The organism is Allobosea sp. WAO (genome assembly GCF_001509835.1).
Classification (GTDB): Bacteria; Pseudomonadota; Alphaproteobacteria; order Rhizobiales; family Beijerinckiaceae; genus Allobosea.
On record NZ_JXTJ01000007.1, the window covers coordinates 195,758 to 213,236 of the forward strand.

The window sequence follows — 17,479 nt, forward strand, 5'->3', positions numbered from 1 at the left end:
GCTCCGCCATCGCTGCTCAGCCTAGCCGGATCGCGCGCTGCCGCCAGAGCGGCAGCGGCGCTTGAGAGGCTCAGAGGTTGAAGACCCGGTGCGGCACGAACTCGCCCTGCTCGATCGAACCGGTGGCGATCAGCACGCCGCCACAGGTGGTGTAGACCGCCTGCGATTCGATAGGTGCGTCGCGGCCGCGCAGCAGGACGCTCTGGCCGCGCTTCAGCCGGAGCGCCGCATCCCGGTGGATAACGATCTCGGGGATCAGCGACAGGGCGGTCGCGACTGGCTGCAGGGCCGTAGCCGCCACCTCGGGGCCCTCGCGCAAGGTCTCGACCGTCACGGCATCATCGATCGCGAACGGGCCGACGCGGGTGCGCCTGAGATGGGCGACATGGCCGAGGCAGCCGAGCGCCAAGCCGAGGTCGCGGGCGATGGCACGGACATAGGTGCCCTTGCCGCATTCGGCCTCGAAGGTCGTCGTCTCCGGCGAATGCGTGACGATGCGCAGCGAGGTGATCTCGACCGGGCGGGCCTCCAGAGTCACCTCCTCGCCGTCGCGGGCGAGGTCATAGGCGCGTTCGCCGGCGATCTTGATCGCCGAGAATTTCGGCGGCACCTGCTGGATCGTGCCGGTGAAGCGCGGCAGCAGCGCCAGGATCGCGTCTTCCTGCGGCCGTGCCTCGGAGGTCGCGACGACCTTGCCCTCGGTGTCGTCGGTATCGGTCTGCGAACCCCAGGCGACAGTGAACTGATAGGCCTTGCGGCCATCCATCACGAAGGGAACGGTCTTGGTCGCCTCGCCGAGCGCGATCGGCAAAAGGCCGGAGGCGAGCGGATCGAGCGTGCCCGCATGGCCGGCCTTCTTGGCCGAGAAGGCGCGCTTCACCACGCTGACCGCATGGGTCGATGTCATGCCGACCGGCTTGTCGAGCACAACCCAGCCATGCACGTCGCGCTTCTTCGGCCGCGGCGCGAATTCCCTGCCGCCCGCTTCCTTGCCAGCCTCGGCGGCGGCGCCGTTCTCTTCAGTCGTCATTGGGCTTGTCTTGGAGTTCGTCTTGATCGATGTCGTCGATGCGGAGCGGCTGCTTCAGGATGTCCTGGCGGACCTTGTCGGAATAGAGCAGGGCATCGATGCGCTCGGCCTCGGCGAAGCTCTCATCGTGCAGAAAACGGACGTCGGGCGCGTATTTCAGGTTCACGCGATGCGCGATCTCACCGCGGATGTAGCGCTTGTGGCCGGTCAGCGCCTTCAGCACCGGTGCCACGTCCTGGCCGCCGAGCGGCATGATATAGCAGGTCGCGAGCCGCAGATCGGGCGAGAGCCGGACCTCGGGCACGGTGATGACGTGCTTCGCCAGCACATCGTCATGGATTTCGCCGCGCGCCAGCATCTCGGCGAGCGCGTGGCGGATCAGTTCGCCGACGCGGAGCTGACGCTGCGAGGGTCCGGAGGTCTTTACGGGTTTTGCCATGGTTCTCGTTCTCCGGAGTCGGACCGGATGAGCGCTGATTGTCAAAGCGTCATGGCCGGGCTCGGCCCGGCCATCTTGTGACGTTCACGCGCCTCAGGGGCGCCATCTCTCGCGGGAGAGGGGCGGGCCAAGGCCCGACCCTTGCCAAGCGAACGCTCAAAGCGTGCGCTTGATCTCCTCGACGCGATAGCACTCGATGACGTCGCCAGCGCGCATGTCCTGGTAGTTCTCGAAGGACATGCCGCACTCCTGGCCGGCCACCACTTCCTTGGCGTCGTCCTTGAAGCGCTTGAGCTGGGCGAGCTTGCCCTCGTGGACCACGACGCCGTCGCGGATCAGGCGGACATTGGCGCCACGCTCGATCGTGCCATCGGTGACGCGGCAACCGGCGATCTTGCCGACCTTCGAGACGTTGAAGATCTCGAGGATCTGGGCGTTGCCGAGCATCGTCTCGCGCAGGGTCGGTGCCAGCAGGCCCGACATCGCGTCCTTAACGTCATCCATCAGGTTGTAGATGATGTTGTAGTAGCGAATCTCGACGCCGGCCCGCTCAGCCGCCTCGCGCGCTTCCTTGTGGGCGCGCACGTTGAAGCCGACCACGACAGCGCCGGAGGCCTGCGCCAGCGTGACGTCCGACTCGGTGATCGCGCCGACGCCCGACTGCAGCACGCGGGCGCGCACCTCGTCATTGCCGACCTTCTCGAGCGAGCCGACGATGGCCTCGACCGAGCCCTGCACGTCGCCCTTGACGACGAGCGGGAACTCCTTGCGGCCAGCGCCTTCCTTGAGCTCGCGCATCATTTCGGCGAGCGAGCGGCCGGCACCGGAGCCGGCGCCGCGGGCGGCGAGGCGATCGCGCTTCTGGCGCTCGCGGTAATCGGTGATCTCGCGGGCACGCGCTTCGGACTCGACGACCGCGACGCGATCGCCGGCCTCGGGCGTACCGTTGAAGCCGAGAACCTCGACCGGCAGCGAAGGCGCAGCTTCCTTGATCTGGGCGCCGGTGTCGGCGATCAGCGCGCGGACGCGGCCCCATTCGGAGCCCGCGACGATGATGTCGCCGGTGCGCAGCGTGCCGCGCTGGACGAGCACGGTCGCGACCGGACCGCGACCACGGTCGAGCTTGGCCTCGATGACGGTGCCTTCGGCAGCGCGATCGGGGTTAGCCTTGAGGTCGAGCACTTCGGCCTGCAGCGCGATCGCATCGAGCAGCGTGTCGAGGCCCTTGCCGGTCTTGGCCGAAACCTCGATTTCCAGCGTCTCGCCGCCGAGCGACTCGACCTGGATCTCGTATTGCAGCAGCTCGGAGCGCACGCGATCGGGATTGGCGTCGGACTTGTCGATCTTGTTGATCGCCACGATCAGCGGCACCTTCGCCGCCTTGGCGTGGTTGATGGCCTCGACCGTCTGCGGCATCACGCCGTCATCGGCCGCAACCACGAGCACAACCACGTCCGTCACCTTGGCACCGCGGGCACGCATCGCCGTGAAGGCGGCGTGGCCGGGAGTGTCGATGAAGGTCACCTTGGAGCCCGAAGGCGTCGTCACCTGATAGGCGCCGATGTGCTGGGTGATGCCGCCGGCCTCGCCGGTGACGACGGTGGTCTTGCGGATCGCGTCGAGCAGCGAGGTCTTGCCGTGGTCGACATGGCCCATGATCGTGACGACCGGCGGACGCGAAACCAGCGCCTCGTCGGTATCGGGCGTGTCGAACAGGCCTTCCTCGACGTCGGATTCGGCAACGCGCTTGACGGTGTGGCCCATTTCCTCGGCCACGAGCTGGGCGGTGTCGGCGTCGATCACGTCAGTGATCTTGTGCATCGCGCCCTGCTTCATCAGCAGGCGGATGACGTCGACGCCCCGCTCCGACATGCGGTTGGCGAGTTCCTGGATCGTGATCGTCTCCGGGATGATCACCTCGCGCATCACGCGCTCCTTGGCGACGTCCGAAGCGCGGTGGCCGGTCATGCGCTGGACGCGGCGGCGGAAGGCCGCGACCGAACGCGTACGCTCGTCATCCCCGCCCGTGGCATTGGAGAGCGTCAGGCGACCGCGCGGCTTTTCGCCGGCCTTCGGGGTCTTGGGCGCCGGAACCGGCGCGCCGCGCGGCGCTCCGCCGGGGCTGCCACCCGGGCGGCGGAAGGCGGGACGCGCCTCACCGTCATCGGGGCGGCTGCGCGGAGCGCCAGCAGAGGCGGGCGCCTGGCGAGCGGGCCGGGCAACGAGCGGCTCAGCCGTGGCATTGGCGTCGGGCCGCGGCGGCCGCGGCGTGTCGGGGCGCGGGCGGCGGAAATCGAGGCTCGGCGGACGGGCGCCGACATCGCGCATCGGCGGACGCGGCGAGCCGTACTCGCGCGGGCCGGACGGCGCCGGACGCGGCGACGAAGCATAGGGGGCCGGAGCGGCAGCCGCAGGCGCGGGCGAAGCCGGGGGCGCTGCGGGCGCCGAAGGGGCCGGGGCAGGCGGCGCGGCCGGACGCGGCGCAGCGGTTTCCTCGCGCTGGCGCATGGCGGTGTCGGCGCGGCGCTTGCGCTCATCCTCCTGGCGCTTGCGTTCCTCTTCCTCGCGCTGGCGCGCCTGGGCGGCCTCGCGCTCGGCCCGCTCGCGCTCCTCGCGGGCAGCGCGCTGGCGCGCCTCTTCCTCGGCGCGGGCGCGGGCTTCGGCCTCGCTGGCGCGGGCATCGGTCAGGGCGCGCAGGCGCGCATCCTTCTCGTCGTCCGAAAGCGTGCGCAGGAGCATGCCGCCGGCCGGCCGAGCAGGGGCCGGCTGCGGGCGCGGCGGGACAGGGGCGGATGGCGGCTGGGGAGCGCGCGTGACCGGCGCCGGAGCCGCGGGCTCATGGCCGCCGACGCGGCGCTTGACCTCGACGACGACCTGCTTCGAACGCCCATGCGAGAAGCTTTGCCGAACCGTGCTCTGTTCGACAGGCCGCTTCAGCGACAACGTCTTGGGAGGCGTCACGCTCAAGGTCTTGTCGCCCGGGTTCTTGGTGTCAGTCATTCCGCTTTCGGTCCTGCCGGTTCGGTCTTCGTTTGATCTGCAGCGTCGGATTCCGCCGGGTCGATAGACGGCGCCCCGCCAGCATCGTTCGTCCGAAAACGGACGAGCCGACGCCAGCGCGAGAGGAAGCCCTCGGTCGCCGGTCCCGGAACAAGGGCTGCATGTATCACATGCTCACGCCCTAACGCCAGTTCCAGTTCGGCCGCCGCGAAAATCGCGACAACCGGGATATTGCGCGGCTTCAGCCCGGCCTCCGCGCGGGCCGTGGCGGCCCGGTGAAGGGCCTGCCCGATCTTGCGCTTGCCGTCCTCGGCGCCGTCGCTCGCGGCGATGATCGCCGCAACCTGGCCGGAGCCGGCGAGCGTCTCGACCTTGCCGAAGCCGGTCGAGACCAGACCGGCCTTGTTGGCCATGGCGAGCGCCTGGATGGCATCCTTCACCATCAGGGCGTCGATCTCGTCGGCGAGCGTAGCCGAAACCACGACCTTCTGCTTCAGCGAACGCTCGAAGGCCTTGCGCTTGACCGCCAGACCAACTGCAGCGGCGCTGAGGCCGACCCAGACGCCACGTCCCGGCAATTTACGCCGAAGATCGGGCACCAATATGTCGCCCGGTCCGACGACGAAGCGGATCAGGTCCTCGGGCGCGCGGGCCTCGCGCGTCACCACGCAGGTCCGCTCCTGGGCCTTGTCCGCCCTACCCTCGCGTCCGGCCCGCGGCGCCACGGCGCGGTCTGCGGCCTTAGTGCTCAGGCTGTCGTCCTCAGGCCTGCGCCTCTGCCTCGGCGTCGGTCTCGGCTGCCGGCTCCGGCGCCTCGATCCAACCGGCCTTGATGCGGGCAGCCATCACCATCGCCTCGGCATCCTGACGCGACAGGTCGAAACCATCGAGATAGCCGGCATGGCGGGTAGTCTCGCCATCCTTGCGCTCGCTCCAGCCGACAAGGTCGTCGGTGGCGCAGCCGGCGAGGTCCTCGACGCTCTTCACGTCGTTCTCGCCAAGCGCGACCATCATCGCGGTGGTGACGCCCTCGACCTCGCGCAGCTCGTCCTCGACGCCGAGTGCCCGGCGCTTCTCGTCGAACTCGGCCTCGATGGCGGCGAGATAGTCCTGGGCGCGCGCCTGGATCTCGGCAGCGGTATCCTCGTCGAAGCCCTCGATCGAGGCGAGCTCGGACGGCTCGACATAGGCAACTTCCTCGACCGAGCGGAAGCCTTCCGAGGCGAGCAGTTGGCCGACGGTCTCGTCGACATTGAGCGCGTTCATGAAGATCTCCGTGCGCTGCACGAATTCCTTCTGGCGACGCTCGGATTCCTCGGCCTCGGTCAGGATGTCGATATCCCAGCCGGTGAGCTGCGAGGCGAGGCGGACGTTCTGGCCACGGCGGCCGATGGCGAGCGAGAGCTGCTCGTCCGGCACCACGACCTCGATCTTGTCCGCTTCCTCGTCGAGCACGACCTTCGCGACTTCCGCCGGCTGCAGCGCATTGACGACGAAGGTCGCGACATCGGGCGACCACGGGATGATGTCGATCTTCTCGCCCTGGAGCTCGCCGACCACGGCCTGCACGCGCGAGCCGCGCATGCCGACGCAGGCGCCGACCGGGTCGATCGAGGAATCGCGCGAGATCACGGCGATCTTGGCGCGCGAGCCGGGATCGCGGGCGACAGCCTTGACCTCGACGATGCCGTCGTAGATTTCCGGCACTTCCTGGCCGAACAGCTTGGCCATGAACTGCGGATGGGTGCGCGACAGGAAGATCTGCGGGCCGCGCGGCTCGCGGCGCACGTCATAGACATAGGCACGGGCGCGGTCGCCGACCTTGAAGGTCTCGCGCGGGATCATCTCGTCGCGGCGGATGATCGCCTCGCCGCGGCCAAGATCGACGAAGACGTTGCCGTATTCGACGCGCTTCACCGCGCCGTTGACGATCTCGCCGATGCGGTCCTTGTACTCGTCATACTGACGGTCACGCTCGGCCTCGCGCACCTTCTGCACGATGACCTGCTTGGCCGACTGGGCGGCGATGCGGCCGAAATCGAAGGGCGGCAGCGGATCGGCGATGACGTCGCCGACCTGGGCGGCCGGGTTGTGGCGCTTGGCCTCGTCGACGGTGATCTCGGTGGCGCCGTTCTCGACGAGGTCGACGACCTGGAGATGGCGGGCCAGACGCAGCTCGCCGGACTTGGTGTTGATCTCGGCATGGACGTCGGTCTCGGCGCCGTAGCGCGAGCGCGCCGCCTTGGCGATGGCGTCCTGCATGGCGTCGATCACGATCTGGCGGTCGATCGACTTCTCGCGAGCGACGGCGTCCGCGATCTGCAGCAGTTCGAGCCTGTTGGCGCTGACAGCCATTGCACTCACTCCTCTTCTTCTCGGTTCTGCTCGGGAGCCGGCTTCGCGCCCTTGGCCGGCTTGCGGGCCTTCGGATCGCGCGGTCCCAGCGACTTGCCGCGCCCTGGCGCAGGCATCGCGATTTCATCGGCCGGCGGCATTTCCGGCGGCAGGCCGGACTTGCCGCGGCGGAGCGACTCGGTGACCAGCGCGTCGGTCAGCACCAGCCGCGCCTCGGCGATCAGCCGCATCGGGATCGCGACGTCGCGCTCCTCCTCGGACTTCGCGTCGTCCCGGGTCAGCAGGGCATCGCCGCCATTGACGCCACGCAGGATGCCGCGGAAGCGCTTGCGGCCGGCGACCGGCTCGCTGGTATCGATCTTCGCGAGATGGCCGGCCCAGCGCTCGAAATCGCCGGGGCGGACCAGTGGCCGGTCGATGCCGGGCGAGGATACCTCAAGATGATACGCCGCCTGGATGGGATCGTCGACGTCGAGTGCCGGCGACACCGCCTGGCTGACGGCCTCGCAGCCCTCGACGGTCATCGTGCCGTCCGGGCGCTCGGCCATGATCTGCAAGGTGCAGCCGTTCTGAGCGCTGATGCGGACGCGGACGAGGCGATAGCCGATATCGGCGATCGCCGGCTCGACGATCGTCGCGACCCGTGCGGCGACGCCTGTCTCGACGACGATCCGCTCTTCCTGATCCTGCATGTCCTGCTCGCCCATTGCCGGCTCGCCATCATCCCGTCTGCGGGCGCCGAGGCGACCGCTACGCCCGGAAGGCTTCGGCCAACAAAAAAGAGCGGGCCGGTGGGCCCGCTCTTGATCGCCGGCTTACACCGAAACCAGAGCTGTTGGCGCCCTATCTAGTCCTGTTCGGCCCATCTTGCAAGCTTCGAAGGCAGCCAGAGCCGGTTTCTCGGTTTCCGCTAACCGGCTGGTCATTCTTGCCTGCTAGCCTTCCGCCGGTTCTGGTGAAGAGGTTGCGTTGATGAGTCCCGTCGGAGCGCTGCTGCGCGACCTGGAAACAACGATGGCGCGCGGCTCCAGCGAGGAGCGCGCCACGATCCTGGCAAGGCTGACCGACCTCTTCCTGAGTACCGCGACCGGCATGGCCGAGGATCAGATCAGCGTCTTCGACGTCGTCATCGGCCGCCTCGCCCGCGCGATCGAGCTGCGCGCCCGCATCGAATTGTCGGAGCGGCTCTCGGAGGTGCCTAATGCGCCGAGCGGCGTCGTGCGCCAGCTCGCGCTCGACGAGATCGCGGTGGCCCGGCCGGTCCTCGTCGCCTCGCCGCGCCTCAGCGACAACGACCTCGTCGCGATCTCGGCCGCCAAGGGCCGCGATCACATGCTGGCCATCACCGAGCGCCCGGAACTGGGCGAACCGGTCACCGATTTCCTGATCCTGCGCGGCGGCCGCGTCGTCACCCATGCGGTCGCGGCGAACCCGAGCGCCCGCTTCTCGCGCCACGGCATGGGCGTGCTGGTGATGCGCGCAGCCCAGGACGATGCGCTGCAGGCGACGCTCGGCACCCGCGCCGACCTGCCGGAGGACCTCGCCGAACAACTGCTCGTCGCCGCCAAGAACTCGGCACGGCGCCGCCTAGAGGCTTCGCTCGAGCCGGCCATGGCGGGCGCGGTCGCGGGAGCGATCGAGCGCAGCGCCGAGACCGTGTCGACAGAGGCCGAGATCGGCGACGATCTCGGCAAGTTCGGCGCGGCGCTCTCCGACATCAAGGGACTGAACGAGACCGGCAAACTCGACGAGGCCGTGATCGCCCAATATGCGACATCGGGCGCGGCGGAGCATGCGATCTGCGGCGTCGCGGTGCTCGCCGGGCTCTCGCTGCCCTCGACCGAGCACATCGTCTTCGGCCCGGACCGCGAGGCGGTGCTCTTGGTCGCGCGCGGCATGGGCTGGTCCTGGGACACCGCCAAGGCCCTGATCGGCCTGCGCAAGGGCGATGGTAAGTCGGCGCCGGTGCTGGAGCGGGCAAGGCTCAGCTTCCGCAACCTGACCCCGACCACGGCGCAGCGCGTGCTCGGCTTCCTCAGGATGCGCGACGGAACGCCGTGAGATAGCTCGAAACACGCCCCTCCCGCACCGCCTTGGCCTCGTAGCGGGTGCGGATCCAGCCCGGATAGGGCTGACGCCAGTCGTCGGCGTTCTCGTCGGCCCAGTCGAAATCGGGCGAGGCCATGAGCCGCGCCAGCGTCCAGCCGACATAGTCGTCGATATCGCTGGCGAAGCGGAAGCGCCCGCCCGGGCGCAGCGCCCGCGCCAGGAGGGCGAGCGTCCGCTCCGAGACGAAGCGCCGCTTGCGCTGGCGCCTCTTCGGCCACGGATCGGGATAGAGCAGGTCGGCGGCATCGAGGCTGCCGGCAGGCAGGCGCGGGAGCATCAGCGCAGCGTCGCCATCCCAGAGCCTGATATTGCGCAGGCCCTCGCGCTCGATCACCGCGAGGAACTTCGCCATGCCGTTGATGAAGGGCTCGCAGCCGATGAAGCCGATCTGCGGGCTCTCGCGCATGCGGTGCAGCAGATGCTCGCCGCCGCCGAAGCCGATCTCGAGGCGAACGGCCTCGACGGGAACGGGGAACAGGGCGGTGAGATCGCCAATCTCGCCTTCCGGCAGGCGCAAATGCGGCAAGGCGTCGGAGATCCGGCCGGCCTGGCCTTCGCGCAGGCCCTTGCCCTTGCGCCGGCCGAAGAAGGCGCGGTCGGGATCGTGCTGGTCTGTCATCGCCGCCGCCTCGGTATCGGAACAGGGTTCGCGCGAAGAGCGGGCTGCGACGCCTCGCAACCTGCTCCGGCAATAGTCCGGTCTAAAGAAAATGGCCGGGGCGCAACGCCCCGGCCATCGTGATCGTGAATGCCGAGGCCGATATCAGGCGACGGCCTTCTTCAGCGTATCGACCAGATCGGTCTTTTCCCAGGAGAAGCTGCCGTCACGGCCGGCCTTGCGGCCGAAATGGCCGTAAGCCGCCGACTTGGCGTAGATCGGCTTGTTGAGGCCGAGATGGGTGCGGATGCCGCGCGGCGTCAGATCCATGACCTCGCCGAGGACAGCCTCGAGCTTGGCCTCGTCGACCTTGCCGGTGCCGTGCAGGTCGACATAGATCGACAGCGGCTTGGCGACGCCGATGGCGTAGGAAAGCTGGATCGTGCAGCGGTCGGCGAGCTTGGCCGCAACGACGTTCTTGGCGAGATAGCGCGCCGCATAGGCCGCCGAACGGTCGACCTTGGTCGGGTCCTTGCCCGAGAAGGCGCCACCGCCATGGGGAGCCGCGCCGCCATAGGTGTCGACGATGATCTTGCGGCCGGTCAGGCCGGCGTCGCCGTCAGGGCCGCCGATGACGAACTTGCCGGTCGGGTTGACGTGCCAGACGGTGTCCTTCGAGATCCAGCCATCGGGCAGGGTCTGACGGATATAGGGCTCGACGATCTTGCGGACATCGGCCGAGGAGAGCTTGTCGTCGAGATGCTGGGTCGAGAGCACGATCTGGGTGACGCCGACAGGCTTGCCGTTCTCGTACTTGACGGTGACCTGGCTCTTGGCATCGGGGCCGAGCTTGGCAGCGGCGCCCTCACCCGAATGGCGGGCCTTGGCGAGGACTTCGAGGATCTTGTGGGCGTAGTAGATCGGCGCCGGCATCAGCTCCGGGGTCTCGCGGCAGGCGTAGCCGAACATGATGCCCTGGTCGCCCGCGCCTTCGTCCTTGTTGCCGGCGGCGTCGACGCCCTGGGCAATGTCGGCCGACTGGGCATGCAGCAGCACGTCGATCTTGCACTTCTTCCAGTGGAAGCCGTCCTGCTCGTAGCCGATCGCGCGGATCGCCTTGCGGGCCGCCGACTTGACCTTGCTCTTCATCGCCTTCTCGTCGAGCGAGGTGCGGACCTCACCGGCGATCACGACGCGGTTGGTGGTCGCCAGCGTCTCGCAGGCCACGCGCACCTGGGCGGAGTCCATGCCGGCCTTGGCGGCTTCCTTGAAGAAGAGATCGACGACCTCGTCGGAAATCCGGTCGCAAACCTTGTCCGGATGGCCTTCGCCGACGGACTCGCTGGTGAAGAGGTAGTTCTGGCGTGACACGGACAGAAATCCTTTGTGGCGGGAAGGCGACCGCAGGCATAGGCCGGCAGGTTTGCAAAAACGCGCAGCGTCTTTGCAGCGGAAACGTTCGCCGTCAAGGTCAGAAATTGTTTTGAGAGGTCGATCGTTCGACGAGGCGAACGCTGAAACGCCGGATCAGGCCTTTTCCTCGGCTTCTTCCGCCAAAGCCTCGACGAGGTCGACAATGCGGCGGCGAACCCGGCTGCTCTTGATCCTGACGAAGGCCTTGGTCAGCTGGACGCCTTCGCTGGTGGCCAGGAAGTCCGAGACATAAGTCGTCGCGGCCATGTCCGCGAAGCCGCCTTCAGGTGCATCGCCGCTCGGCGCGCCTTCGAAGAAGAAGGAAACCGGCACTTCGAGCATCTGGGCGATCTGCTGCAGGCGACTGGCGCTGATCCGGTTGGCGCCCTTCTCGTATTTCTGCACCTGCTGGAAGGTCAGCCCGAGCGCCTCGCCAAGCTTCTCCTGGCTGACGCCGGCGAGCATGCGGCGCATCCGCACGCGGGCGCCAACATGGCGATCGATCGGGTTTGGGACTTTCTTCAACATCGGTGCCGTCGGCCTCGCGTTCCGTCATTCCTCGCGCCGTCCGGATCGAACGACGCTTAGCTCCCGCAACGATAACTCTTTAGCACGGATCAAATCGCGGGAAAGTTCCAGATGGGATCACTTCCGACGTGGCCATAGCCCAAGCAAGAGAGATGTTACAATCAGGCATGCAAAAAAAACATCCCCGAACCGCGAATAGAGCGTAGCCGGACCGGCGTGAGGCAGGGTCGCGTCGAGCACCCCGGTCTCGCCCAAGGGGAGCGAGGCACGGATGCGGCCATAGCCGTCGACGACGGCCGAAATCCCGGTATTGGCGACGCGGATCAGGGGCAGGCCTTCCTCGACAGCCCGCAGCCGCGCCTGCGCCAGATGCTGATAAGGCCCGGTTGTGCGGCCAAACCAGCCATCATTGGTCAGATTGAGGATATAACCGGGGCGCGGTCCGCTCGGCATCGCCTCGCCTGGGAAGACGACTTCGTAGCAGATCAGAGCCGCAGCCGGCGGCAGACCGCGCACCTGTAGCGGGGTCCGCCGCGTTCCCGAGGCGAAGCCGCCGGGCACGGAAACGAACTCGGAGAGGCCGACGGCGCGGATCAGGCGCTCGAGAAAGGGCGGCAGGTATTCGCCGAAGGGCACGAGGTGCACCTTGTCGTAACTTCCCGTGATCACACCTTCGTCATCGACGACCTGGATCGAATTATAGATCGGCGGACGGCTCTCGCCCGGCAGGGTTTCGCCGGCGCGCGCCGCCCCGGTGATCAGGGTCGCCCCCGGCGGCAGGAGCGCGGCGATACGCGCCAGCGCCTGTGGGGTACGCCCTAATAGAAAGGGAAAAGCCGATTCCGGCCAGATCAGATGGGTGACATCCTGCACGCCGAGCGTGCGCGGACCGGTCGCCCGATCGCTGAGCGCGAGATAGCGCGCCACGATCATCTCGCTGTTGCTCGGGCTGAACTTGGCGTCCTGCGGCAGATTGGGCTGCATCAGGCGCAACTTGACGCCATTGACCGCCGCGACAGGCTCGGAAGGCACGCGCCAGGCGCCGAAGGCAGCCATGGCGGCGAGCGCGACGACGGCGAACCCCACCGGCTGCCAGCGCGCCCGTGCGGTCTCGCCGGTGCCGAGCGTCGCCGGCGCGGCGCCGATCGCGACCGCGAGCAGCGTCAAGCCGTAGAGCCCGATCAACGAGGCGCTCTGTGCCAGCCATTCCGACCCGGCCAGCATCATGCCGTAGACGTTCCAGGGAAAGCCGGTGAGCACATGGCCGCGCAGCCACTCGCACAGCGCCAGCATCGCCGCGAGGACGAGGATGCGCCCCGCTCCCGACGGCCAGAGCAGCCGGGCGAGGCCAAAGCCGAGGGCCGGGAAGAGCGCCAGGAAAGCCGGCAGCGCCACCACGCCGAGCGGCATCGCCCAGGCGAACTTGTCGGCCTCGACCAGGAAGGCGGCGCCGAGCCACCACAGGCCGGCGAGATGGAAGCCGAAGCCCCACCACCATCCGGCAAGCGCCGCGGCACGGAAGCGCCCGGCGCGGCTATCGGCAACGGCCCCGTCGATCAGCCAGACCGCGACGGTCATCGGCACGACGAGCAGCGGCCAGAGATCGAGCGGTGCTAGAGCCAGCGCGCCGCTCGCGCCCGCCGCCAGGGCGATCAGGCGCTTCGGCCAGCCCCAGGCGAGGATGACGCGATCGGCCAGAGCCGCCAATGCCATCATGGGGCTTCCGGAGCGGTGGCCTCACCGGCCGCGACCTCGACGCGGCGATGGATGCGCAGGCGCTTGACGCGGCGGGGGTCGGCGTCGAGCACCTCGAATTCGAGCCCCTCCGGCCCCTTGATCAACTCACCGCGCGCCGGGACGCGCCCGGCCAGGGTAACGATCAGGCCGCCGAGCGTATCGACCTCCTCGGCAACCTCGGCCTGCGACAGATCGATACCGGTCGCCTCGTTCAGATCCTCCAGCGTCGCCCGCGCATCGGCGATGAAGCGGTTCTCGCCGGCTGGCGCGATGGTCGGCGCCTCGTCATGGTCGTGCTCGTCCTCGATGTCGCCGACGACGATCTCGATCAGGTCCTCGATCGAGACCAGCCCGTCGGTGCCGCCATATTCGTCGATGACCAGCGCGATATGGGTCCGCGTCGCCTGCATCCGGACCAGGAGGTCGACGGCCGGCATGGAGGGCGGGACGTAGAGCACCGGCCGCAGGATGGCGGCCTGCGCCAGGGTCACGGAGAGGTCGACTGCGCCGAGATCGGGAACCTCGCCCTCACCGCCACGGCGCGACCCGGCACGCGCCGCGAGGAAGTCGAGGAAATCGCGGATGTGGATCATGCCGCGGGGGTCGTCGAGAGTCTCGCCGTAGACCGGCAGGCGGGAATGGCCGGCGCTGCGGAACAAGGCGAGCAGGCTCGCCAGCGTCGCCTCCAGCGAGACCGCGATGATGTCGGCGCGCGGGATCATGACGTCGTCGACGCGGCGCTCGCGCAGGCTGAGCACATTGGAGAGCATGGCCCGCTCCTGCGGGCTGATATCGGCGATCTCGCCGCTCCCCTGCGCCAGGGCCTCGGTGATCTCCTCGCGGACCGAGCCGCCATGGCGCAGGCCGAGCCGGTCGAGGAACTGGCCGAGCCAATGGGACAGGCCGCGGCCGGGGGCTTCGGAGGTGGTGCTAGATCGAGGGTCGTCGCTCATGGCGCGGGTGAAGACTGCTTCTTGCGAGGAGCCGCCGCGGGAGCGGGCTCGGTGGGGTGGGGGTCGGTTCCGGCATAGGGGTCGGCGATGCCGAGGCGGGCGAGCGCCGCAGTCTCCATCGCCTCCATGCGCTGCGCCTCGGCCTCGGTCTCGTGGTCCTCGCCGAGCAGATGCAACAGGCCGTGGATGACGAGATGGCTGAGATGATCGCCGAGGTTTTTGCCCTCGGCCTCGGCTTCGCGCGTCAGCGTCTCGAGAGCGAGCACGATGTCGCCGAGCACCGGGCTTGACGCGACGCGCTCCGGCGGCACGGCCGGGAAGGAGAGCACATTGGTCGGCTTGTCGAAGCCGCGCCATTCACGGTTGACGGCGCGGATGCGCTTGTCGTCGGTCAGGAGCAGACTGAGTTCGGCCCCTTCCAGCGGCTGCAGGCGGGCCTCGGCGAGGCCGGCGCCGATAGCCGCCTCGATGCGCGGCCTGATATCGCCGAGCTCGCGCCAGCGCCGCGACTGCAGGCGCAGTTCGAGCGTCAGCCCCCCGGCCGGCAACTCGGATCGCGGCGCGGCGCGCCGCGATCGAGGTCGATCGTTCATCGCGGTCTCTCCCGCGACAGCATGCGCTTCAGCCCGTCGGCATCGCCTTCCACCGGGCCGGCATCGGCCGGCGGCAGATTGGCGAGCCGGGCTTCGCGCTCGTCGCGTTCCTTCCTGGCGGCATCCTCATAAGCCATGACGATGCGGCGCACGAGCTCGTGGCGGACGACGTCACCCTCCTCGAAGCGGGCATGGCCGACGCCCTCGACGCCCGAGAGCAGCCTGACCGCCTCGACCAGACCGGAGCGCTGGCCCGGCGGCAGGTCGACCTGCGAGGGGTCGCCGGTGATGATCATGCGCGAGCCCTCGCCGAGGCGGGTCAGGAACATCTTCATCTGCACGGAGGTCGCGTTCTGCGCCTCGTCGAGCAGCACCACCGCATTGGTCAGGGTCCGGCCGCGCATGAAGGCGAGCGGCGCGATCTCGATCATGCCGGTCTGGAGGGCCCGCTCGACATGGCGCGCCTCCATGAAATCGTTGAGGGCGTCGTAGATCGGCCGCAGATAGGGGTCGACCTTCTCGCGCATGTCGCCCGGCAGGAAGCCGAGGCGCTCGCCGGCCTCGACCGCCGGCCGCGACAACACCATGCGCTCGACCACGCCCTGCTCGATCAGCGAGACCGCATGACCGACCGCGAGCCAGGTCTTGCCGGTGCCGGCCGGGCCTTCGGCGAGGACGAGTTCATGACGCTTGAGCTGGCGAAGATAAGCGTCCTGAGCCGCATTGCGGGCCCGCACCGGCCCGCGCTTGCGGGTGACGATGGCATCGAAGGCGGACTTGCCGGCATTGTCGGCCGGAAAGAGCGAGCGCTGCACATTGCTCTCCTCGATCGCGCCGTCGACCTCGCCGAGATTGACGGCAGCGCCGATCTTGGCGCGGGCATAGAGGGTGCGCAGCACGCGGCTCGCCTGCTCGGCGGTATCCGGCGGCCCCTTGATGGTGATGTGGTTGCCATTGGGGCTGACGACGACACCGAGCCGGCGCTCGAGATGCGCCAGGTTCTGGTCGTATTGCCCGAAGACCAGGCTCGCGAGCTGGTTGTCGTCGAAGGACAGCACCACTTCCGTGCCGGACAGGCCGGCGCGCGCCGGCACCTCCTCGCGGAGCGCCAACGGGTCGCGGCGAAGGCCGCGTTCGGGTCTCGGGTTCATCGGATCGGCCTGGGCCAAAGGTGTCTTCTCCTGGAGCGGGGGTCGTTGGCAGGCAGAGGCACGCGACGAAACCCAACTCGACTTCTAGGCATACGCACTCAGGCAGCCAGCTCCCGCGGCACGGCGCGGCCGAACAGCGAGTTCGAGCCGGCGCGCTCGATCGTCACCATGACGCGCTCGCCGATGCGATGCGTCGCGGTTTCGATCTGGACCGCCTGGAGATAGGGGGTCTTGCCCGCCAGCTGGCCGGGATGACGTCCGGCGCGCTCGAGCAGCACCTCGACGGTCCGGCCGACCATGGCGTGGTTGAACTCCTGGCGATGACGCTCGACAAGCGCCTGCAGGCGCTGCAGGCGCTCATCCATCACCGCCGGCTCGACCTGCGTCTCAAGCTCCGCCGCAGGGGTACCGGGGCGCGGCGAGTACTTGAACGTATAGGCCGAGGCGAAACGGATATCCTCGACGAGACGCAGCGTCTCCTCGAAATCGGCATCGCTCTCGCCGGGGAAGCCGACGATGAAATCCGAGGACAGGGCGATGTCGGGCCGGGCCGCGCGCACCTTGTCGATCAGCCGCCGGTATTCGTCGCCCGTGTGCTTGCGGTTCATCGCCGCGAGGATGCGATCGGAGCCGGCCTGCACCGGCAGATGCAGGAAGGGCATCACCTGCGGCAGATCGCGATGGGCGGCGATCAGATCGTCGTCCATGTCGCGCGGATGGCTGGTGGTGTAGCGGATGCGGGCAATGCCCGGCACCTCGGCGAGGCGGTGCATCAGCCGCGCCAGACCCCAGATCCGCCCGTCCTGCCCCTCGCCATGATAGGCGTTGACGTTCTGGCCGAGCAGGGTGACGTCCTGCACGCCGGCCTGCGCCAACCGCTCGACCTCGGCGACCACCTGCGCGACCGGGCGCGAGAACTCGGCGCCGCGCGTATAGGGCACGACGCAGAAGGCGCAGAACTTGTCGCATCCCTCCTGCACGGTGACGAAGGCCGAGATGCCACGGGCCAGGATCGCCGCCGGCTTCGGCGCAGGCAGATGGCCGAACTTGTCGTCCGGGGGCAGATCGGTGTCGACGACACGGCTGGCACGCGCCTCGGCCAGCAAGGCAGGCAGGCGATGATAGGCCTGCGGGCCGACGACGAGGTCGACTGCCGGCTGCCGGCGCTGGATCTCGGCACCCTCGGCCTGGGCGACGCAGCCGGCGACGACCAAGGTGGTCTCGCGGCCATCGGCCTTGCGAGCCTGCTTCAGCTCGCGCAACTTGCCGAGCTCGGTATAGACCTTGTGCGCCGCGCGCTCGCGGATATGGCAGGTGTTGAGCAGGATCAGGTCGGCGTCGTCGGGCGTCGCGGTTTCCTCAAAGCCCTCGGCGCCCAGGACATCCGCCATGCGCTGCCCGTCATAGACGTTCATCTGGCAGCCATAGGACTTGATGTGGACTTTCTTCATCAACGCGGATCCGACCTCAATCCCGTCTCCTTACCCCAGTCGGCCACAGTTTGGGAATCATACTGCCGCCGGAGGCAGGCAGGCAATATCCGGGCCGCTCCGACAGAACCCCGAAGAGAGTT

At 68.5% G+C, this 17,479-nt stretch carries 15 protein-coding genes; 1 reads left to right on the forward strand and 14 read right to left on the reverse strand.

The features are described 5' to 3' along the window. Positions 1-70: 70 nt before the first annotated feature. From truB to rimP, 6 genes are all read right to left on the reverse strand, one after another. Entirely contained in the window at positions 71-1,030 is a 960-nt protein-coding gene (gene truB / locus DK26_RS13385) for a tRNA pseudouridine(55) synthase TruB (protein ID WP_083533208.1), read from the reverse strand. After that, positions 1,020-1,469 carry a 30S ribosome-binding factor RbfA gene (gene rbfA, locus DK26_RS13390; protein WP_066473011.1) on the reverse strand — a complete coding sequence of 150 codons (450 nt, stop codon included), beginning with the start codon at positions 1,467-1,469 and terminating at the stop codon, positions 1,020-1,022. The genes truB and rbfA overlap by 11 nt, the downstream gene beginning before the upstream one ends. Positions 1,470-1,625: 156 nt before the next feature. Then, positions 1,626-4,469, reverse strand: coding sequence for a translation initiation factor IF-2 (infB, locus tag DK26_RS13395; protein ID WP_066473013.1), 2,844 nt, complete (start codon positions 4,467-4,469; stop codon positions 1,626-1,628). Next, positions 4,466-5,194: an RNA-binding protein gene (locus DK26_RS13400; RefSeq protein WP_083533209.1), complete on the reverse strand. Its 729-nt coding sequence runs from the start codon at positions 5,192-5,194 to the stop codon at positions 4,466-4,468. Before DK26_RS13400 ends, infB begins: the two co-directional genes overlap by 4 nt. Before the next feature lie 37 nt (positions 5,195-5,231). Beyond that, positions 5,232-6,824, reverse strand: a complete 1,593-nt coding sequence (gene nusA, locus DK26_RS13405; protein ID WP_066473021.1) for a transcription termination factor NusA — start codon at positions 6,822-6,824, stop codon at positions 5,232-5,234. A 5-nt stretch (positions 6,825-6,829) separates the two neighbouring features. Then, a complete protein-coding gene (gene rimP / locus DK26_RS13410) occupies positions 6,830-7,531 on the reverse strand; it encodes a ribosome maturation factor RimP (RefSeq protein ID WP_349236328.1) in 702 nt (233 codons plus the stop codon). Between the two features lie 265 nt (positions 7,532-7,796). Between rimP and DK26_RS13415 the strand changes: the two genes are divergently transcribed. Continuing rightward, positions 7,797-8,885: a DUF2336 domain-containing protein gene (locus DK26_RS13415; protein WP_083533210.1), complete on the forward strand. Its 1,089-nt coding sequence runs from the start codon at positions 7,797-7,799 to the stop codon at positions 8,883-8,885. Here DK26_RS13415 and DK26_RS13420 read toward each other — a convergent pair. The 8 genes from DK26_RS13420 to miaB all read right to left on the reverse strand — a co-directional run bounded on the left by DK26_RS13420 (position 8,860) and on the right by miaB (position 17,357). Further along, positions 8,860-9,552, reverse strand: a complete 693-nt coding sequence (locus tag DK26_RS13420) for a tRNA (guanine(46)-N(7))-methyltransferase TrmB (RefSeq protein ID WP_066473025.1) — start codon at positions 9,550-9,552, stop codon at positions 8,860-8,862. The genes DK26_RS13415 and DK26_RS13420 overlap by 26 nt on opposite strands. 144 nt (positions 9,553-9,696) lie before the next feature. Next, positions 9,697-10,902, reverse strand: a complete 1,206-nt coding sequence (gene metK, locus DK26_RS13425) for a methionine adenosyltransferase (RefSeq protein ID WP_066473027.1) — start codon at positions 10,900-10,902, stop codon at positions 9,697-9,699. A gap of 156 nt (positions 10,903-11,058) precedes the next feature. Continuing rightward, positions 11,059-11,472 carry a helix-turn-helix transcriptional regulator gene (locus DK26_RS13430; RefSeq protein WP_066473030.1) on the reverse strand — a complete coding sequence of 138 codons (414 nt, stop codon included), beginning with the start codon at positions 11,470-11,472 and terminating at the stop codon, positions 11,059-11,061. A 117-nt stretch (positions 11,473-11,589) separates the two neighbouring features. After that, on the reverse strand, positions 11,590-13,185 hold the full coding sequence (gene lnt / locus DK26_RS13435; RefSeq protein WP_083533211.1) for an apolipoprotein N-acyltransferase: 1,596 nt from the start codon (positions 13,183-13,185) through the stop codon (positions 11,590-11,592). Further along, entirely contained in the window at positions 13,185-14,162 is a 978-nt protein-coding gene (locus tag DK26_RS13440; protein ID WP_066473041.1) for a hemolysin family protein, read from the reverse strand. The genes lnt and DK26_RS13440 overlap by 1 nt, the downstream gene beginning before the upstream one ends. Beyond that, the gene (gene ybeY, locus DK26_RS13445) at positions 14,159-14,755 is read right to left on the reverse strand and encodes an rRNA maturation RNase YbeY (protein WP_083533212.1); all 597 of its coding nucleotides are present in this window, start codon (positions 14,753-14,755) and stop codon (positions 14,159-14,161) included. The genes DK26_RS13440 and ybeY overlap by 4 nt, the downstream gene beginning before the upstream one ends. Continuing rightward, positions 14,752-15,906: a PhoH family protein gene (locus DK26_RS13450; protein ID WP_083533241.1), complete on the reverse strand. Its 1,155-nt coding sequence runs from the start codon at positions 15,904-15,906 to the stop codon at positions 14,752-14,754. The genes ybeY and DK26_RS13450 overlap by 4 nt, the downstream gene beginning before the upstream one ends. Positions 15,907-16,004: 98 nt before the next feature. Beyond that, positions 16,005-17,357 (reverse strand): tRNA (N6-isopentenyl adenosine(37)-C2)-methylthiotransferase MiaB, encoded by a 1,353-nt coding sequence (miaB, locus tag DK26_RS13455; protein ID WP_066473044.1) that lies wholly within the window; start codon positions 17,355-17,357, stop codon positions 16,005-16,007. Positions 17,358-17,479: the final 122 nt, after the last annotated feature.

Coding starts and splice junctions, on each gene's coding strand:
- truB (WP_083533208.1), bottom strand. CDS start 1,030: ATGACGACTGAAGAGAACGGCGCCGCCGCCGAGGCTGGCAAGGAAGCG.
- rbfA (WP_066473011.1), bottom strand. CDS start 1,469: ATGGCAAAACCCGTAAAGACCTCCGGACCCTCGCAGCGTCAGCTCCGC.
- infB (WP_066473013.1), bottom strand. CDS start 4,469: ATGACTGACACCAAGAACCCGGGCGACAAGACCTTGAGCGTGACGCCT.
- nusA (WP_066473021.1), bottom strand. CDS start 6,824: ATGGCTGTCAGCGCCAACAGGCTCGAACTGCTGCAGATCGCGGACGCC.
- rimP (WP_349236328.1), bottom strand. CDS start 7,531: ATGGGCGAGCAGGACATGCAGGATCAGGAAGAGCGGATCGTCGTCGAG.
- DK26_RS13415 (WP_083533210.1), top strand. CDS start 7,797: ATGAGTCCCGTCGGAGCGCTGCTGCGCGACCTGGAAACAACGATGGCG.
- DK26_RS13420 (WP_066473025.1), bottom strand. CDS start 9,552: ATGACAGACCAGCACGATCCCGACCGCGCCTTCTTCGGCCGGCGCAAG.
- DK26_RS13430 (WP_066473030.1), bottom strand. CDS start 11,472: ATGTTGAAGAAAGTCCCAAACCCGATCGATCGCCATGTTGGCGCCCGC.
- lnt (WP_083533211.1), bottom strand. CDS start 13,185: ATGGCATTGGCGGCTCTGGCCGATCGCGTCATCCTCGCCTGGGGCTGG.
- DK26_RS13440 (WP_066473041.1), bottom strand. CDS start 14,162: ATGAGCGACGACCCTCGATCTAGCACCACCTCCGAAGCCCCCGGCCGC.
- ybeY (WP_083533212.1), bottom strand. CDS start 14,755: ATGAACGATCGACCTCGATCGCGGCGCGCCGCGCCGCGATCCGAGTTG.
- DK26_RS13450 (WP_083533241.1), bottom strand. CDS start 15,906: ATGAACCCGAGACCCGAACGCGGCCTTCGCCGCGACCCGTTGGCGCTC.
- miaB (WP_066473044.1), bottom strand. CDS start 17,357: ATGAAGAAAGTCCACATCAAGTCCTATGGCTGCCAGATGAACGTCTAT.